At 62.7% G+C, this 18,440-nt stretch carries 18 protein-coding genes; 8 read left to right on the plus strand and 10 right to left on the minus strand.

Annotation, left to right across the window (positions count from 1 at the left end; translation table 11 throughout):
• Positions 1-5 precede the first annotated feature (5 nt).
• The 10 genes from AC2YI2_RS21945 to AC2YI2_RS21990 form a co-directional block, all read right to left on the minus strand.
• On the minus strand, positions 6-1,061 hold the full coding sequence (locus AC2YI2_RS21945; RefSeq protein WP_487388614.1) for a CobW family GTP-binding protein: 1,056 nt from the start codon (positions 1,059-1,061) through the stop codon (positions 6-8).
• Positions 1,054-1,386, minus strand: a complete 333-nt coding sequence (locus AC2YI2_RS21950; protein ID WP_487388615.1) for a hypothetical protein — start codon at positions 1,384-1,386, stop codon at positions 1,054-1,056. Before AC2YI2_RS21950 ends, AC2YI2_RS21945 begins: the two co-directional genes overlap by 8 nt.
• A gap of 181 nt (positions 1,387-1,567) precedes the next feature.
• A complete protein-coding gene (locus AC2YI2_RS21955; protein ID WP_487388616.1) occupies positions 1,568-2,449 on the minus strand; it encodes a polysaccharide deacetylase family protein in 882 nt (293 codons plus the stop codon).
• A gap of 33 nt (positions 2,450-2,482) precedes the next feature.
• Entirely contained in the window at positions 2,483-3,592 is a 1,110-nt protein-coding gene (locus AC2YI2_RS21960; protein WP_487388617.1) for an ABC transporter ATP-binding protein, read from the minus strand.
• Positions 3,593-3,666: 74 nt separating this feature from the next.
• The gene (locus tag AC2YI2_RS21965; protein ID WP_487388618.1) at positions 3,667-4,899 is read right to left on the minus strand and encodes an ABC transporter substrate-binding protein; all 1,233 of its coding nucleotides are present in this window, start codon (positions 4,897-4,899) and stop codon (positions 3,667-3,669) included.
• Positions 4,900-5,007: 108 nt separating this feature from the next.
• Positions 5,008-5,766 (minus strand): SDR family NAD(P)-dependent oxidoreductase, encoded by a 759-nt coding sequence (locus AC2YI2_RS21970; RefSeq protein WP_487388619.1) that lies wholly within the window; start codon positions 5,764-5,766, stop codon positions 5,008-5,010.
• A 14-nt stretch (positions 5,767-5,780) separates the two neighbouring features.
• On the minus strand, positions 5,781-6,521 hold the full coding sequence (locus AC2YI2_RS21975) for an SDR family NAD(P)-dependent oxidoreductase (protein WP_487388620.1): 741 nt from the start codon (positions 6,519-6,521) through the stop codon (positions 5,781-5,783).
• Positions 6,521-7,366, minus strand: a complete 846-nt coding sequence (locus tag AC2YI2_RS21980; RefSeq protein WP_487388621.1) for an ABC transporter permease — start codon at positions 7,364-7,366, stop codon at positions 6,521-6,523. Before AC2YI2_RS21980 ends, AC2YI2_RS21975 begins: the two co-directional genes overlap by 1 nt.
• A gap of 2 nt (positions 7,367-7,368) precedes the next feature.
• A complete protein-coding gene (locus AC2YI2_RS21985) occupies positions 7,369-8,259 on the minus strand; it encodes an ABC transporter permease (protein WP_487388622.1) in 891 nt (296 codons plus the stop codon).
• 59 nt (positions 8,260-8,318) lie between these two features.
• Positions 8,319-9,392: an ABC transporter ATP-binding protein gene (locus AC2YI2_RS21990; RefSeq protein WP_487388623.1), complete on the minus strand. Its 1,074-nt coding sequence runs from the start codon at positions 9,390-9,392 to the stop codon at positions 8,319-8,321.
• Between the two features lie 553 nt (positions 9,393-9,945).
• Between AC2YI2_RS21990 and AC2YI2_RS21995 the strand changes: the two genes are divergently transcribed.
• The 8 genes from AC2YI2_RS21995 (at position 9,946) to AC2YI2_RS22030 (ending at position 18,436) form a co-directional block, all read left to right on the plus strand.
• Positions 9,946-10,956 (plus strand): GntR family transcriptional regulator, encoded by a 1,011-nt coding sequence (locus AC2YI2_RS21995; RefSeq protein ID WP_487388624.1) that lies wholly within the window; start codon positions 9,946-9,948, stop codon positions 10,954-10,956.
• Between the two features lie 201 nt (positions 10,957-11,157).
• Positions 11,158-12,366 carry an urea ABC transporter substrate-binding protein gene (locus AC2YI2_RS22000; protein ID WP_487388625.1) on the plus strand — a complete coding sequence of 403 codons (1,209 nt, stop codon included), beginning with the start codon at positions 11,158-11,160 and terminating at the stop codon, positions 12,364-12,366.
• Between the two features lie 45 nt (positions 12,367-12,411).
• On the plus strand, positions 12,412-13,278 hold the full coding sequence (locus AC2YI2_RS22005; RefSeq protein ID WP_487388626.1) for an ABC transporter permease subunit: 867 nt from the start codon (positions 12,412-12,414) through the stop codon (positions 13,276-13,278).
• An 11-nt stretch (positions 13,279-13,289) separates the two neighbouring features.
• Complete coding sequence (locus tag AC2YI2_RS22010) at positions 13,290-15,107, plus strand: ABC transporter permease subunit (protein ID WP_487388627.1); 1,818 nt, start codon at positions 13,290-13,292, stop codon at positions 15,105-15,107.
• Positions 15,100-15,798: an ABC transporter ATP-binding protein gene (locus AC2YI2_RS22015; RefSeq protein WP_487388628.1), complete on the plus strand. Its 699-nt coding sequence runs from the start codon at positions 15,100-15,102 to the stop codon at positions 15,796-15,798. The genes AC2YI2_RS22010 and AC2YI2_RS22015 overlap by 8 nt, the downstream gene beginning before the upstream one ends.
• 1 nt (position 15,799) lies before the next feature.
• Entirely contained in the window at positions 15,800-15,940 is a 141-nt protein-coding gene (locus AC2YI2_RS22020; protein ID WP_487388629.1) for a hypothetical protein, read from the plus strand.
• The gene (locus tag AC2YI2_RS22025; protein ID WP_487388630.1) at positions 15,937-17,298 is read left to right on the plus strand and encodes an amidase; all 1,362 of its coding nucleotides are present in this window, start codon (positions 15,937-15,939) and stop codon (positions 17,296-17,298) included. The genes AC2YI2_RS22020 and AC2YI2_RS22025 overlap by 4 nt, the downstream gene beginning before the upstream one ends.
• A gap of 4 nt (positions 17,299-17,302) precedes the next feature.
• Complete coding sequence (locus AC2YI2_RS22030; RefSeq protein ID WP_487388631.1) at positions 17,303-18,436, plus strand: transporter substrate-binding protein; 1,134 nt, start codon at positions 17,303-17,305, stop codon at positions 18,434-18,436.
• Positions 18,437-18,440 lie beyond the last annotated feature (4 nt).

Below are 18,440 nucleotides of genomic sequence, written 5' to 3' on the forward strand. Positions count from 1 at the left end.
AGCGGTCAGTTCTGCTTGTATGTCGGGTGGGCCGGCATCTCGGCATCTTTGCCGGTCACCGCAAAAGCTTCGAAAGACCGCTTCAACAATGCTGCGTCCAATCCGTCAACTATAAACACGACATGCGAGCGCCGGTCGTCGGACGGCCAGGCCTCCATGTGAACCGGCGTATGGACGAGATGCTGCACGCCATGAATGGCCACAGGCCGTGCCTCGCCGGCGAGATTGAGAATGCCCTTGACCCGCAAGACACGGTCGCCATGCCGGTTGAGAAGCATGGTCAGCCAGATGCCGAATGCGGTCCAGTCGACCGGATGGTCGACCGAGATGACGAAGGACTTGAAGGCAGCGCTGTGGGCAGCGCCGTCGGAAGTGACCAGGTCCCGGATGTCCTCGCAATAGAAGCCGGTTGCCGACTGGATGCGGGCACCGCGCGGGACGGCATTCGCGTCCAGCAGGTCACCCACGTTGAGGCCATCCGCATGGACGTCGCAGATGGCTGCATCAGGATTGATCCCCTCCAGGCGTTGGCGCAGGCCCGACAGTTGATCCGGCAATCCGATATCCGTCTTCGTGATCACCAGATGATCGGCGATTGCCGCCTGCCGGTTGGATTCGACATAGGTGTCGAGCTGGCTCAATCCATTGACGGCGTCGACCGTCGTGATGACATTGCCGGGCCGGAAGTGGTGGCGCAGTACAGGATCAGCCTTGATGGTGGAAAGTACGGGAAACGGATCGGCGAGGCCGGTGCTCTCGATCACCACGCGCGAGAAGGCGGGAACCAGGCCGCGTTCGCGTCGTGAATGCAGGTCGCGAAGGGCATCAGCGAGTTCGCCACGCACCGTACAGCACAGGCAGCCGGACTGCAGCAGCACCATGTTGTCGTCGATCCGCTCGACAAGTTGATGGTCGAGGCCGACTTCCCCGAATTCGTTGATCAGCACCGCGGTGTCGGCCAGTGCCGGATCCTCCAGCATGCGCTTGAGCAGCGTGGTCTTGCCGGAGCCGAGAAAGCCCGTCAGCAGGTTAATGGTGGTGAACTGAGGAATATCATCCATCGCGCATCGTCTCGAGCCGGGTGATGATATCAGGGTCGAGCGGGTCGCAGGGGCGCCCGATCATACGCTCAGCCGCCGGCCAGAGATGGCCGAGATCCTCGATTACCTCGCTCTTGCCGGTTCGATTGGCGATCACATAGGACGAGCCCTGCCAATCGGACAGGGTCAGCGCATAGGCAGCGAGGATGCGATTGGCCTCACGGACGCGGTTGACGCGTTCGCGGCGACGGTCGATCCTTTCGACATTGCGCGTATAGACGCCGGGCCGCGCGACCGCATCAGCCCAGTGTTCATTGCTGCCGAGAATGCCGCAGAGCGAGCACATGATTTGACTCCGAACTAGGTCACCCCTCCCCAACCCTCCCGACAAAGGGGAGGGCTTAATCTGCGGCACCGCTTCCGACAGAGCAAGTCGCTCGTTCCGGAGCCGCCACAGACGAATACAGAGGGAGAGGCATGTTAAGCCCTCCCCCTTGTGGCGAGGGTTTGGGAGCGGTCTTTCTTCCCTACTTCTTGCGCGGGAAGCGCTTGGCGAAGTCGTCGGCGATCTCGTTCATGGTGACGAACTTGACGCCGGGGTGCTTGATCATATGGGCATAGAGCCGTTCCAGCATCATCAGCACCTGCGGGCGGCCCGCCACGTCGGGATGGATGGTGATTGGGAACACGGCGTAGTCCATTTCGCGATAGACCCAGTCGAACTGGTCGCGCCATATCTGCTCGATGTCATGCGGGTTGACGAAGCCGTGGCTGTTCGGTGACTTCTTGATGAACATCATCGGCGGCAGGTCGTCGAGATACCAGGAGGCCGGGATCTCGATGAGGTCGGTCTCTTTTCCGCGGGTCAGCGGCACCATCCAGTCGGACGGCTTCTTGGAATAGTCGATCTTCGTCCACTTGTCGCCAACGCGCACATAATAGGGCGTGAAGTCGTTGTGCATCAGCGAATGGTCGTACTTGATGCCGCGCTCGAGCAGCAGCTCGTTGGTGACGTTGGAGAATTCCCACCATGGCGCGACATAACCGGTTGGCCGCTTGCCCGACAGCTTGGTGACGAGATCGATGCACTTGTCGAGCACCGCGGTCTCCTGCTCGCGTGTCATGGCGATCGGGTTCTCGTGAGTGTAGCCGTGGATGCCGATTTCGTGGCCAGCTTCCGCCACCGCCTTCATCTGCTCGGGAAAGGTCTCGATCGAGTGACCGGGGATGAACCAGGTGGTCTTGATACCGAAGCGCTCGAACAGCTTCAGCAGGCGCGGGCTGCCGACTTCGCCGGCAAACAGGCCGCGGGAAATGTCATCGGGGGAGTCCTCGCCGCCATAGGAACCGAGCCATCCGGCAACGGCATCGACGTCGATGCCGAAACTGCAAAAGATTTCCTTCGCCATGTGTAGTGTCTCCTTCGTTGTTTCCTGTAGATTTTAGTGCGCCGGAATGACGGTGGCTTCCGTCGGCTTCCAGGAGAGGATGATGCCGGAGCCTACGGGAAAGGCGTCCGGCGGATATTTGTCGATATGTGCCTCGAGGGCGACTATGCGGCCATCCGGCAGCGTCGCGCCGAGCTGCGAGACATGGCCGACGACGTCGAACTGGGTGATCGTGGCATCGATGAGATTGCCGCCGAAATCACGCGCGATGCGATCCCGCTGGCCGCCCTGGGCCGCATGAACCTCGATTGCCTCGGCGGGGATGACGAGGCTCACCTTCGACTTCTCGACGAAAGGCGTGTTGGCCTGTCCGGACAGCGTGCCGGCAGGCGTATCGATGGTCGCGACGGAGCCGCTCGTGCCGCGCACCTCGCCGTGGAAGATGGTGTTGCGACCGATGAACTGCGCCACGAAGGGCGTGTTCGGCCGCGTATAGAGCTGGTGCGGCGGGCTGATCTGCTCGACCCGGCCCTGATTCATCACGACGATGCGGTCGGAGAGCGCGAGCGCCTCTGACTGGGCATGCGTCACGAAGACGAAGGTCACGCCCAGCGTCTTCTGGAGAAGCTTCAATTCATTCTGGATCGCCTTGCGCAGGTTGGCGTCGAGCGCGCCGAGTGGTTCGTCGAGCAGCAGGATATCAGGCTCGACGACCAGGCCGCGCGCCAGCGCGATCCGCTGGCGCTGGCCGCCCGACAGCTTGTCCGTCTTGCGTTCGGCGATATCCTCGAGGCCGAGCGTCGCGAGAATCCTGTCCACCTTGGCATCGCGTTCGGTCTTCGGCAGGCCCTTGACCTCCAGCCCGTAGCCGACATTGCGCCGCACCGTCATATGCGGGAACAGGGCATAGCTCTGGAAGATCATCGAGGTCGGCCGGCGTTGCGGCGGCACATGGTTCATGCGCACGCCCTTGATCATCATGTCGCCCGAGGAGATGTCCTCGAAACCGGCGATCATCCGGAGCGTCGTCGTCTTGCCGCAGCCCGACGGGCCGAGAAATGCGATGAACTCGCCCTTGGTGACGGCCAGGTTGAAGGCGTCGACAGCCATGGTGCCGTTGTCATACACCTTGCCGACATTGACCAGTTCAAGGTCGAAGATCATCGCATTGCTCCGTTCTCATTCATGCCGTATTGCCCCTCACCGCGCCACACGGCAGATGAGGGGCAGTCAACCCGTTATGCGCTCAGGAACTCGTCCCACTTCTGGATCAGGTGGTCGTATTCATCCGGCCACTGATGCCAGTAGGCGACATTGCCGGCGCGCTCTTCCAGCGAGCCGCCATCGCGCAGGTCGCCCTCCTTGATGCCGCGTTCCTCGGCGCCGACCCATGGCTTGCCTTCGTACCAGAAGGCATATTTCTCCGGCGACATGACGTTCTTGATGTTGGTCGACGGCGAGTAATAGCCCTGTTCGGAGACGGTAATGCCCGGCTCGCCCGACAGCCAGTAGTCGGCATAGGCGATGACGGCAGCCTGGTTCGGCGTGCCCGCGATCATCGACGGGCCAATGGCCCAGCCGCGATAGCCTTCCTTCGGCACGGCGTATTTGGCCGGCTTGCCCTGGGCCTTGACGGCCATGACGGCCGGCTGCCACGCGTCGCAAACCACCATTTCGCCCGACGCCATGAGGTTGACGAGCTCGCCGAAATCGCCCCAGAGGGCCCGGAACTGGCCTTCCTTCTTCTTGGAGATGAGGAAAGCGGCCGCTTCATCGATTTCGGCGGCGTTCGGATTGCCGGGATTCTTGACGTCCGAAAGACCAAGCGTGTTCATCGCCATGACGGCCTGGCCGAAAGCGATCAGCGGATCGGTGTTGAGGCCGGATTTGCCCTTCCACTTCGAATCGAAGATGCAGGCCCAGGTATTGGCTTCCTCGGCCGAAACGACATCCGGATTGTAGCCGATCGAGTCGTAGTTATAGACAACCGGCACCATGTTCAGAGTCGTCTGGGCTTCGTCTGCCCAGATCTGGCCGACGATCTGGGACTTGCGTTCCCACTTGTCGCTTGGCTTGGTGAAGGTGTCGCGGATGTTCGCCCAGTTCTTCAGCGAAGCGGCCGGGATCGCCTCGACATTGTTGGTCATGACAATGGATGGCAGGCGCTCACCGATCGTCTCCCAGCAATCATAGTCCTTGGAGCCGGACAGGATCTTGGTCTGCGCATCCGGGAAGGTTGCAGCCGTGCCCGAGGCGGAGCCAACGCCGGAGGCCTTTTTGAAGTCTTCGAGAATGCGCTCCTGCACCGTCACCGACAGTCCGATCGTGCGCAACTGCAGCTTGGCGAGGTCGGCGGATTGCGCGTAGGCCGCGCGCGAGGATAGGAAAGGTGTGGCGCCACCCATGGCGAGCGCCATGGCACCGGCTGACCGCTTCAAAAGGGAGCGGCGATTGATTTCCATAGTGGACATGTCTCTTCTCCAGTTTCGTTGGTTCCCTGAAGCCCGGTCGCTGCCGGAGCTCCTCTCTTGTCTCGCGAGCGCGACGGGGCTGGTCTCGCAGCCCCGTCCGAGCCGCGTTCAGTACCGCCCCACCAGGAGGCCTCCGTCCACGACCAGCACCTGGCCGGTCATGTATCTCGCGCCGTCAGACGCCAGAAACGCGATGACATCCGCAATATCCTCAGGCGTGCCGAGCCGGCCCATGGGGATGAATTCGGCCGCCTTTTCGGCGCCAGCCGGCCCGAGAGAGTTTTCCTCGGAGAGGAGCTGCGCGGTGCGGATGTAGCCCGGCGCGATGCCGTTGACGCGGACATTGTCGCGGGCAAGCTCGACGGCAAGACCCCTGACCAGCCCGACCACGCCCGACTTGGCCGCCGAATAATGGACATGCTCGTCCCAGCCATAGGCGACGCCCATGATCGAGGAGAGCGCGACGATACTGCCGGACCCGCGTGCCCGCATGCTCGGCGCGGCGGCGCGGACCAGCCGGAAGATGCCCTTGAGGTCGATGTCGAAGGTAAGGTCCCATTTATCGTCGGTGAGCTGGGCCAGCGGCGTCCGGTGCGCGATGCCGGCATTGGCGACGATGACGTCGATCCCGCCGTGGCGGGTTTCGACATCGGCGACGATCTCGTCGGCACGCGCCGCGGAGCGGACGTCATAGGCAATGAACTCGGCAGAGCCACCCGCGGCCTCGATTGCCTCGGCCGTCGCCCTGCCCTCCCTTTCGAGGATGTCGGTGACGACGACATGGTCGCCCATGGCGCCGAAGGCCCTGGCCGTGGCCTGGCCGATGCCGATCCCGGCGCCGGTGATGACAACGATACGTTTGCTCATGGTCGCATTTTCCTTCACAGCATCACGTCGCCGGAGTTGGGTCCGAGCGTCTGGCCGACGAACAGGCTCGCCGCCGGCGAAGCCAGGAAAGCCACGGTCTCGGCGACTTCCTCCGGTTCGCCGAAGCGGCCGAGCGGCAATTCGGATTTCTTTCGTTCGCGCCACTCTTCGGAAAGTTCCATGACCAGCGGCGTGTTGATCGGGCCCGGCGCGACCGCATTGACGCGCACGCCACGGCTCGAAACCTCGCGGGCGAGCGATTTCGTCATGCCGATGATCGCGGCCTTGGCGCCGGAATAATGGGCGAGCTCTATGCCGCCGATCTGTCCGAGCTGCGAGGCGATGTTGATGATGACGCCGGATTTCCGGGCGAGCATCGGGCCAAGCACGGCTTTGGTCATCAGAAAGGTGCCACGGACATGCACCGCGAACATCCGGTCGAAATCCCTGACGTCGAGGTCTTCAAACAGCGCCTGGTGGGCGATCCCGGCATTGTTGACGAGCAGGCCGATGTCGCCATGACTCATGACCGCGGCTGCGTGGATCGCTCTGACGTCGCCTTCCGAGGAGACATCGCCGGCCTTGGCCGCCGCGATCCCTCCGCCGGCCCTGATCTCGGCGGCAGTGCTGTCGGCGCGCGCCTGCGAGAGATCGTTGACCAGCACGGCATAGCCGATCGCGGCGAGTTTGACGGCAATGGCCTTGCCGATGCCGGAACCGGCGCCCGTGACGATGCAGGAGATCGGCGCGTCCATCACGCTTCCTCCTGCACGGCGACGCGCCTTGCCCGGCGAACCGACATGGACATCAGGATCGCGTAGACCGAGAGCAGCGCGAAGGAGAAGAGCGTCGTCAGCACGCCGAAGGCAAAGACGTTGGGATGTACCTCGACGGAGAAGGTGCCGTAGATCGCAAGCGGCAAGGTGAGATCCCGGCCCGACGCGAAGAGAGTGCGCGAGAACTCGTCATAAGAAAGGGTGAAGGCGAACAGCATGGCCGAAAGCACGCCGGGAAAGATCAGGGGAAACGTGATCTTCCGAAAGGTCCGGGCGGGCGAAACGCCGAGCGACCAGGCTGCCTCCTCGACACTCGGGTCGAAGCGGTTGAAAATCGCAAGCATCACCAAGAAGGCGAAGGGGAACGTATAGACGACATGAAGCACGAAGGCCGTGCCCCACCAGTGCCGGTCGATGCCGAGCGCATTGGCGACCAGCGCCATGCCGAGTCCAACGAGCACGCCGGGCACCATCATGCCGAGCACGATGAGATAGAAGACCACGCCCGAACCGCGAAACTTCTTGCGGAACGCCTGGGCAGCGGTGACGCCGAGCACGGTGGACACGACCATGGTCATGATTGCCAGCACCAGGGAGCGCACCAGCGCCTCGTTGATCGGCAGCGGCGCGATGCGCGACGGCGGCGTCAGGCTGAAGAGATGCTTGTACCAGTAGACCGACCATTCGATGATCGGGAACTGCGGCCCGCCCTCCGGCCCGGTCTGGAAGGACAGGATGGCGAGCACCACGAGCGGCGCATAGAGGAAGACGATGAACAGCGCCGTATAGAAGCCGAGGCCGAATTTGATACTGCCGGCATTCATGTTCAGAGCTCCTTCCTGAGATCGACGACCCGGAGCAACGCGGCGACGACCGCGCCCATCAGGACTGTGAGCACCACGCCGGCAACTGCGGCGAAGGCCCATTTGAGCGATCCCACCTGGGTGACGATGATGTTGCCGAGCAGGTTGACCTTGCGGCCGGAAAGCGCTGCCGAGGTCGCGAACTCCCCGAGAACCATGACCGAGACGAAGATCGCGCCGACCACAACACCCGGCATGGAGAGCGGCAGGATGATGGTGCGGAAGATCCGCCAGAAGCCCGCGCCGAGATCCTGCGCCGCCTCGATGATCGAGGGGTCGATGCGGCCAAGCATGAAGGCAATTGGCCCGACCATGAAGACGCAGTAGATCTGCGTCATGCCGATGATGACAGAAAGGTCTGAGAACAGCAGCACTTCGATCGGCTGGCTGACGACGCCGAGCTTCATCAGGATGATGTTGATCGCGCCCTCCTTGCCCAGCATTGGCCGCCAGGCCAGCACGCGGATCAGGAACGAGGTCCAGAACGGAATGACGCAGAGCACGAGCAACACTGTCGACAGCGTCTTGTTCTTGACGAAGAGCCCGACGAAAAGGGCTGCGGGATAACCGACCAGCACGGTCAGGACCAGAACGGTCAGCCAGATGCGAATCGTTGTCCAGAGCGCGCCGAGATAGGTCTCGGAGGAGAAGAAGGTGACCCAGCTCTTGAGGGTCAGGGTCGGCTCAATCTTGAAGGTCGTCTGCGTCCAGAAGGAGACGTAGACCATCATCAGGATCGGCAGGACGAGGAAGAGCGTCATCCAGATGACGCCCGGCGCGAGCAGCCAGAGATCGCGGCGCGACGCGCCGGTGGCCGCCTTCTCCTCGCTCGTGGTTTCGGTAATTGCGACCATCGGACTATCTCATTTTGCCTGGGAGGATGGCGCGCCGCGCCGCGGGATCCGGGAAGTGCCTAGCCGTAGACAAGCGCGTCCCCCTTCTTCCAGACCAGGCCGTAGCGCCCGCGGGGTTCGTAGGTTTCGGGTGCCGACTGGCTCAGGTGGGATTCCACCTCGAAGACCTTTCCGTCATCGAGATGGAAGAAGGAGTTGACCGTCGAGCCGGTATATTCGGAAGCCACGAAGGTGCCCTCGATGCGCACCTCGTCGGCGGCGGCCGCAATCTCCCGCGGGCGGATCGCGATACGGTCGTAGCGTATGGCGTAGGCCGGGCTCGCGGCCGGCTGTGCGAACCGACCGACCGGAAAGGTTCCGGCCGGGCTGCGGAATACCTCATCGTCCAGCTTGCCGCCGAAGAGATTGTAGCAATTGAGGAATCGGGCCACCGCGGGCGAGTTCGGGCGGTTGTAGATCGTATCCGCATCGCCCTGCTGGACAATCTTCCTGGCATCGAGCACCAGCACCGTGTCGCCCATGGCGAGCGCCTCGGTCTCGGAACCCGTGACGTGCAGGAAGGTGACGCCGCAGCGCTGGCGGATCGTCCTGAGTTCGCTGCGCATGCGGGTCCGGAGATTGGCATCGAGCGCACCGAGCGGCTCGTCGAGCAACACCATCTTGGGCTCGGTGACCAGGGTGCGCGCCAGCGCCACGCGTTGCTTCTGGCCGCCGGAGATCTGGGTCGTGGCGCGATCCTCGAGGCCCGTCAGGCCGACGAGCGCGATGATGTCGCGCACCCTGGCATCGACGATCCTGCGGTCGGTGATCGGGTCGATCTTGCGGTTGACGAGACCGAAGGCGATGTTCTCTTCCACCGACAGATGCGGGAAGAGAGCGAAATTCTGGAAGACGAAGCCGATGCCGCGCTCATGCGGCGACACGGTGTTGACCACCCTGCCGCCGAAGCGGATGGTGCCGCGCTCGGGCGTCTCGAAGCCCGCGATCACACGGAGCAGCGTGGTCTTGCCCGAGCCCGAGGGCCCAAGCAGCGAGATGTAGGAATCTTCAGGCAGAGACAGATCGACGCCGTCGAGCGCCAGAAAATCCCCATAGGCCTTCACTATACTGGAAAGTTGTAGGACAGCCGACACTGTTTTCCTGCCAGATTATAGGCACGGCAATCCGTCCGCCAGGCACTCGCCAGCCGCGTTCCGATGCGGCAAGCAAGACAGCAAAGAGCGTTTGCACCGCAGGGTCGCGGCACACTGACAAGACTGATCCGTGGCGTTACAAAAAAAATCACCTCGTCGCGCTTCTGGTGGCGCGATCATGATGAACTATTACATAAATGAATTTTGTATTCAATACTCTTTTTTGAAATTTATCGCGTGCTAAGTTTCCGTATACGTTGCATGAGTTCAAGATTGGCAGCCCACGCTTGTCCTCGGCCACGGGCGTTAATGCCAAGGGAAAAATGGCTCGCAATAGGCCGCTCCCACAGCTCCTCTCTCCGTTTTTGGCTGTTTCTGGATAGGAGTAACGGAATCTCCCCGCCACACTCAATTCGCGTCGCATCAGAAAGGCGCTGGACTTCCCACAATATTGTTGCACACTATGTATGCAAAAGTCATTTTAACTCGATCATGACGCTCGCGACGAAATGCCGTAAACAGTGTCGACACGAAATGAGGATCTGGCGATTTCATGGTCGATAGCCGCCCCGCACAGAACACGCAGCGACGGTACGAAATCGCCGAGGACGTATTGCGCACCAACATCGCGGAAGGCGTCCTGCCGCCCGGCCTGGTGCTGCTCGAAGGCCCCATCGCTGAGATCCTGCAGATTTCGCGCGCGCCGGTGCAGCGCGCGCTGCAGGCACTCGAGGCAGATGGCCTCGTGCATCGGTTCAAGGGCCGCGGCTATCTCGTCGGCCCCGACAGCAAGACGCTGGAGCCCAACCGCACCGACATCAAGACGCTCGGCCTGATCGTCCCCCAGCATGCCGACGAGGCGTTGCAGAGCCGGTCCTCCTGGGAGCGGATCTATAATGTCGTCGAGCGCGATGTGGCGGGCTGCGTCGTTTTCGGCCAATACCGGATCATCGAGATCGAGATCGCCAATCACTTCAACGTCAGCCGCACTGTGGTGCGCGATGTGCTGACGCGGCTCCGCGAGCGCGGGCTGGTGCGCAAGAACCAGTCCTCGCACTGGATCGCCGGCCCGCTGACCGCGCAGACGGTCAAGGACCATTTCGTATTGCGCGGCATGCTGGAGCCCCAGGCGCTTGTCTCTGGCGCCCCGTATATTGACCGCGATGCGCTGACACGGCTGTTCGATCGGCTCCGTGAGCTCGAACACCGGCAGACCAAGGATTTCCTCAAGGATCTCGAGGACATCCAAGCCCGCTTCATCGAGATCTGCGTGCTGTCCACGCCGAACGAACGGCTTCAGGACCTGATCCGCAACAACCTGTTGCCGGTCACGGCAACCGAGCGTCTCCTCGGCCGACTGGGCCTGCCGGGCGATCCGACCGTCATCACCGAATTCAGGCTCGTCGCCGAACTGCTCATGCGCGGCGCAACCGCCGCCGCAGCGGCGATGCTGGAAACCCATATCGAGGCGACAGTGAATCGCACGATCGCGCAGATGAAGATCGTGGCGATCATTCCCGGCCCGAGCGTGACGGCGGACTACCTGACGCGCGTGCAGGAGTGAGCGGCCAAGCGTCGTTGTGCTGCGTCTGGCAGCCAAGAAAGTTGGCTCTTGACATTGGTCAGCAATTGAACATGATTAAAGCTGCGCGATGAGGCGCACGAAAACCTAGGCGACGTAGTCGGAACACCGGTTCGGATAACGGCGCTTTTTTTATGTCTATTGGTGTTCTGCCCTACTCGCACAAGCGAAGGGGAACACGACATGAAAAAACAGCTTCTCACTCTGTCCTTGGCGGGACTGTCAGCGCTTTTCGCAGGCACCGCACTGGCCGAGACCAAGATCGGCGCGATCTTCGATCTCACCGGCGGCCTCAACATCTACGGCATTCAGCAGAACAACGCGCTGACCCTCGCCGTCGAGGATATCAATGCCAAGGGTGGTCTGCTCGGTGCGCCGATCTCGGTCGTGTCGTATGACGCCCAGTCCGAGCAGAGCAAGTACATCCAGTACGCCAACACGGCCCTGATGAGCGACAAGGTCGATGCGCTGTTTGCGGGCCTGACGAGCTCGTCGCGCGAGGCGATCCGGCCGATCGTGCGCAAGGCCAATGTTCCCTATTTCTATGCCTCGCTCTATGAAGGCGGCGCCTGCGACAAGCAGACATTCGTCACCGGTCCGTCGGCCTCGCAGCAGCTCTCGGTGCTGATCGACTGGGCCGTCAAGAAATACGGCAACAAGATCTACATCATGGCGCCGGACTACAATTTCGGCACTATCTCGGCTCACTGGGTCCACGAATATGCGGAATCGATGGGCGCGGAAGTCGTCGGCGAGGATTTCCTGGCACTGACGGTCACGGACTATTCGCCGACCATACAGAAGATCCAGGCGGCCAAGCCGAACTTCGTCGTCGCACTGCCGGTCGGCGCCAACCAGACCGGCTTCCTCGAACAGTTCGCCGCCGCCGGCCTCAAGGACAGCATCGGCGTCGTTTCGACCAATTACGGCTCAGGCAACCAGCAGGTCGTGGTGTCGCCGGATGCCGGCAAGGGGCTGATCGCCAGCCAGGGCTACTTCATGGTCGTCGACAACCCCGTCAATGCCGAATTCGTCAAGCTGTGGACCGCGAAATACGGTTCCGACACGCCCATCGTCTCCGAGGCCGTCGATGTCTGGAACGCCGTTCATCTCTGGGCCGAGGCCGTCAAGAAGGCCGGTTCGGCCGAGTCTTCGGCTGTCATCGCCGCGCTCGAAAGCGGCCTGACCTTCGACGCCCCCAATGGAAAGGTCGCGCTGGAGCCCGGATCGCATCACCTGCGGCAGAACATCTACATTGCCGAAGGCGACGACAAGCACAGCTTCAAGATCGTCGAAACGTTCGAGGATACGCCTCCGCTCTACGAGAACGACAAGTGCGATCTCGTGGCGAATCCCACGCTCGCCAAGCATTTCTCGCCCGAAGCTGAATGAGGCAGGCGCGCGCCCGCTGCCGGGCGCGCCATTCCGGAGGTTCCAATGGAAGTCGACTATCTGGCGACGGTTCTGCTGTCGTCACTGTCAAGCGCATCGATCCTGCTGATCGCGACGATCGGGCTCGCCGTCGTTTTCGGGCTGATGGGCGTCATCAACCTCGCACATGGCGAGTTCCTGATGATCGGCGCCTATGCGGCCCTGTCCGCAACGCAAGCCGGCGTGCCCTATCTGCTGTCCATCCCCATCGCCGTCGCGGTGACGATGGCGATCGGCGCGCTCGTCGAAATGCTGATCATCAGCCGGCTCTACGGGCGACTTCTCGATACGATGCTCGCGACCTGGGGCCTGAGCATGGTGTTCTACCAGCTCGCCGTCCTGATCTTCGGCACGGTGACGCCGGGCATCGGCATGCCGCCCTATAGCCTGCGCATCGGTGATTACAGCCTGGCGATTTATCCGCTGCTGATGATCGTGGTGGCCGCGGCCATGACCGTGTTCGTCTATCTTCTGATGACCAAAACCGCCTATGGCCGGAAGGCCCGTGCATCGATCCAGCAGCCGGAAATGGCACTTGCGATCGGCATCGAGGCAAAGCGCGTCAACACCATCACCTTCGCGATCGGCTGCGGCCTTGCCGGTTTTGCCGGCGCCGTTCTTCTTCCCATCGTGCCGGCAACGCCATCCATGGGTTTCGCCTTCGTCATCAAGGCTTTCCTGACCGTCGTCGTTGCCGGACCGGTCACGTTGACCGGCAGCGTCATCGCCGCGCTCGGCCTCGGCGGCGGCACCTCGGTGACAGCGAGCTTCCTGACCTCGGTCGCCGGCGATGTCTTCTTCTTCCTCGTCACGGCCCTGATCCTCTGGTTGTTCCCTTCGGGCATTTCCGCCAACTGGCGGCGCAAGATGTGAGGACCGGACAGATGAACAGCTCACATTTTCTTTACAGGAATGCCGGCCTCGTCTTCCCGGCCGCCGCCACAATCCTCGGCCTTGCCTCGGCCGGCTTCATCGACCCCTATCTCGCCTATGTCGCGACATCCTGGATCATCTTCGGCCTGCTCGGCCTGAGCCTCGACATCGTCTGGGGCCGCGGCGGCTTGCTCAGCCTCGGGCAGACGGCCTTCTTCGGCCTCGGCGGCTATTTCGGCAGCGTCGTCGCCATCAATCTCCTTCCGGTCACCGGAGGCTCGGTCATCTGGGCCGTACTGGGTGGTGCAGCCTTCGGTGCGGTGACCGCCGCCGCACTCGGCGGCATCATCTTCTTCGCGAGAATGGGGCCGTTGCAAAGCACGATCCTGACCTACACGCTGACCCTGCTGCTCTGGTCGCTGTCGCAATCGCTCATGCTCAAGGTCGGCGAGGCCGAAATCGGTGGCGACAATGGGCTCTCCAACATTCCCGGCTCTGTGCTTGCGCTCGACCCTGCCGGCGAAGCGCTCGGACCCGCTTCGGCGCTCGTTCTGGTGATCCTGATCTCGGCCATTGTCTACTTTCTGACGCGCTGGCTGCTGAAGGGCACCTTCGGCAAGGTCATCGATTGCATCCGCATCGACGCACAGAAGGCCGAATTGCTCGGCTACGACATCCGCAAATACCAGCTTGCGAATTTCGCCTATGCCGGTGCGGTGGCCGGCGTGGCCGGAGCGCTGTTCGGCGCATGGTCGAACTATCTGAGCCCATCGATCTTCTCCGTGCAGGAAGCGCTTCTCGTGCCGATCTATGTGCTTGTCGGCGGCCTCGGCACGCTGGCCGGCGCCTTTGTCGGGGCGCTTGCGATCGGCGGCCTGTCCTACTGGCTCGGCGGCGGCGCCGTCAGCGGCCAGACCACTCTTATCCTCGGTGGTGTGCTGATTGTGCTCGTGTTGTTCCTGCGCAACGGACTCGTCGGCACTGCCGGCGATCTCTGGAGGCGCGCCCTTCCCGATGCCAATGACGCAGCCAAGGATTGCAAGCCCGTTGTCATTGACGAGGCGGTGCTGGACGGCATTCTCGACGACGCGGCGCGCCGGGCGGGCCCTGCCAAGCGCCTCACCACCACAGATCTGCTCAAGCGCTTCGGCGGCGTCATCCCGGTCAATCGCGTCACGCGAAGCTTCGAACCGGGCCGGCCCTATTCCCTGATCGGGCCGAACGGCGCGGGCAAGAGCTCCTATCTCAAGACCTGCGTCGGCATCTACGGACCCGAGGCCGGCCGGATCGAAATGGGTGGTGGCGACGTGACCCGAAAGGCCATCTTCGCCCGTGTCCGCGACGGCATGGGTGTGAAGAACCAGAAGCCGCAGGTGTTCGGCGCTCTCTCCGTTCGCGACAACCTCTGGATCGCCGCCTATGCCCGGACTCGTGATCCCAAGGCGGCCGACGAGGTAAGCACCAAAATCATGGACATGCTAGGCTTTTCCGCGCAGGCCGCCGTGCAGGCTTCAGCCCTGTCCCACGGCCAGCAGCAATGGCTCGACATCGGCATGGTGCTCTGCCTCGCACCCCGCATCGTCTTCCTCGACGAACCGGCTGCGGGCATGACCAACGAGGAAACACGGGAACTCTCGGTCCTCGTCCGTACCCTTGCCCGGCACACGACCGTGATCGTGGTCGAGCACGACATGGATTTCGTCCGGACGCTGGATGGCCATGTCACCGTGTTGCACCAGGGCGAGGTCTTCGCCGAGGGTGACATCGACACGCTGAGGGCCAATGAGCGCGTCCTCGATATCTATCTCGGGAGGCGCCAGCATGTTTAGCATCGTCAATGCCACAAGCGGCTACGGCAAGACAATGATCGTCCGCGACGTATCGCTTACAGTGCAAGCAGGCGAGGTGGTCGGCCTGCTCGGCCGCAACGGCGTCGGCAAATCGACCTTGATGCGCCTCGCCACCGGATTGTTGCCCGCCACACAGGGCCGCGTCGAGATCGACGGCGCCACGGCGCCGCCCTCGCCCGCCAAACGCGCCCGCCTCGGCATCGGCTATGTGCCGCAAGGACGCTATGTCTTCCCGCGCATGACCGTCATCGAAAACATCGCGGTCGCCGCCGAGGCCAATGGTCATAACGGTAAGCACGCTGTTACCGAGGCCATGGAGGATTTTCCGATCCTGAAGGCGAAGGCTGATGACCTTGCCGGCGGTCTCTCGGGCGGGCAGCAGCAGATCCTCGCGCTCGCCCGGGCGCTGGCGATCCAGCCCCGGATCCTGCTGCTGGACGAGCCGACCGAAGGCGTCCAGCCGTCGATCATCGACGACATTTCGGGGATCCTCAAACGCATCAACAAGGGGCGGAAGATCGCCATCCTGGTCGCCGAGCAGGACCTCGATTTCTGTCTTTCGATCGCCGAGCGCCTCTACGTGATGGAGAAGGGCCAAATCCGCCTCGAGACCGATCGCGAGAGCTTCCGCGCCAACCGCCAATTGCAGCAGGAATTGCTGGGAGTCTGACATGACCGACCGGAACGAACTCACCGACGACCAACTGAAGATGATCGAAGCGACGCTGCGGCGCATCCGTGGCGGCTTAAGGAAATTCACGGTGCCATTGCCCGAACCGGCGCATGGCTTCGTGGCCGAGGAGCGCTCATGATGCCTGCGCCGCAATCCATGTCTTCCCAGATCGCCGCCCTGGCCGATGGCAGCCGGACAGCATCCTCCCTGGCCGAAGCTGCGCTTGGCCGCGCGAAAGCGTTTGCGGACCTGAACGCCTTCGTCGCCATCGATGAGCCAATTGTCATGCGACAGGCCAGGGCGGCGGACGAAAGACGGCGGCTGGGGCAGCCGCTCAGCCCGATCGATGGCATCCCGATTGCCGTGAAGGACAACTACCTGACGACAGATTATCCGACCACCGCCTGCTCGAATGCCTTGCCGTCGGAACCTTCCGGGCAGGACGCGACCGTTGTCGCCAATCTCCGCCGCGCCGGCGCCGTGGTGCTGGGCAAGACCAACATGCATGAATGGGCCTATGGCGCCACCAACAGCACCTCAAGCTTCGGACCGACCCGCAATCCCCACGACCGGAACCGCATCACCGGCGGCAGCAGCGGTGGATCGGCCGCCGCCGTAGCGGCCGGCATCGTCGCCGCTGCACTCGGCAGCGATACCGGCGGGTCGGTCCGCATTCCCTCCGCGGCCTGCGGCATCTATGGCTTCAAGCCGAGCTATGGCCGGGCATCACGCCACGGCGTGCTGCCGCTCAGCTGGTCGCTGGATGCCCCGGGGCCGATAACCACGACGCTCGCGGACATTGCGCTGTTGCTGCCCCACTTCCTCGGGCAGGATTCGCTTGATCCGACGACACGCGGCGCCAAGCCCTTCGAAGCCGCGCCGCCGGCCGGGACACCGAAACTGATTCATCTCGTGGGTCCCAGGCTAGAACGGTCCGACGAGGTCAATAACGCATTGCAGGCGGCGCTCGAAGCCTCCGACGCCTCGGTACGGGACAGCACCCTCGATCACATGGACAGCTATTTCGCGGCCTGGGAAACCATTCTCCATTGCGAGGCTTCGGCCTATCACGTCCAGCGCAGCGATGCCGACATGAGCGCCTATTCGACCGTCACACGCGCCCATCTGACGGCAGGCGGAATGCTGACGGGCCTCGACCTCCTGAAGGCCCAGCGCATTCGCGGCCACCTCGTCGAAACGCTGACGAAAAATCTGGGCGATTGGGACGCGCTTGTCCTGCCGACCCTGCCTGTCGTCGCTCCCCGCGAGGACGAGGACTGGCAGGAATTTTCGGGCCGCCGCGTCAGCACCCAGGACAGCATGACCTGGTTCTGCTGGATCGGAAATCTCGCAGGTCTTCCCTGCATCACGATCCCGATCCCGCGCGCCGGGGGCCTGCTGCCCGTCGGGATGATGCTGATGGGCCGGCCGGGCAAAGATGAGGCCTTGCTTGCCGTGGCGGCCTGGATCGATAACAAGTTGGGAGGCGCGGTCTAGGATCATGACGATGGAAACAATCAAGGTCGGCGTCCTGTTCTCGCAAAGCGGCACGATGGCGGTGAGCGAGAACGCGCATCTGCAAGGTATCCTTCTCGCATGCGACGAGATCAACGCGGCCGGCGGCGCGGGCGGGCGCATGATCGAACCAATCATCCTCGATCCGGCCGGCAGCGACCAGCGCTATGCGCAGCTCGCGACCGAACTGCTGCTCAAGCACGGCGTCGATGCCATTTTCGGTTGCTGCCTCTCGACCAGCCGCAAGGCCGTGCTGCCGGTCGTGGAGCGGTTCAACGGCATCCTGTTCTATCCCTCGGTCTATGAGGGCTTCGAATATTCGCCCAATGTGATCTATGGCGGCGCGGTACCCAACCAGGTCATCGTGCCGCTCCTCGAATATGTGTTCGAGAACCACGGCAAGAACATCGCGCTGATCGGCTCCGACACGCTCTATGCGCGGGAGATCAACCGCATCGTGATGGAATTCGTCGCCGATAGCGGCGGCCGGATCGTCGGGCCGAAATATTTCGAATTCGGCACCCAGCCGGGAGAATTCTCACCGTTCCTCCAGTCGGTGCGAGACCAGGGCGCTCACGCCATCATTTCCACGACGGTTGGCGACGAAAGCGTGCGGCTCTACGAATGCCATTCGCAGTTTGATGGCGTGGGCATGCCGCCCATCGCCTCGCTCACGACGACGGAATCGGAGCTTGCCAGGATGCCTGTCGCTGCGCGAAAGGGGCACCTCTCGGTGCTGCCTTACTTCGGCATGCTCGACCTGCCTGATAACAGGCGGTTCCGGGAAGCCTTTGCCAGACGTTTCGGAGAGCAATCCCGGCCCGGCGTCTATTCCGAAGTCTGCTATACGCAACTGCATGTCTATGCACAGGCCGTGGCGCGATTGGGAACCACGGACAGCCAGGCCGTGCTTGCGGCGCTCCCGGAAATCGTGTTCAAAAGTCCGGGTGGCGACGCGGTGTTGGACGCGGATACGAACCATTTTCTGCTGCGGCCACTGGTCGGCTTGTCGAACGAGGATGGCGAGTTCGACGTCGTCTGGCGTGGCCCACAGATGGTGAGAGCCGATCCCTATCTGGTCGCCTATGACCGATCGATTGGCCAGCGTGTTCCGGTATGACGGA

The sequence above is a fragment of the Rhizobium sp. SRI_017 genome (assembly GCF_057586295.1).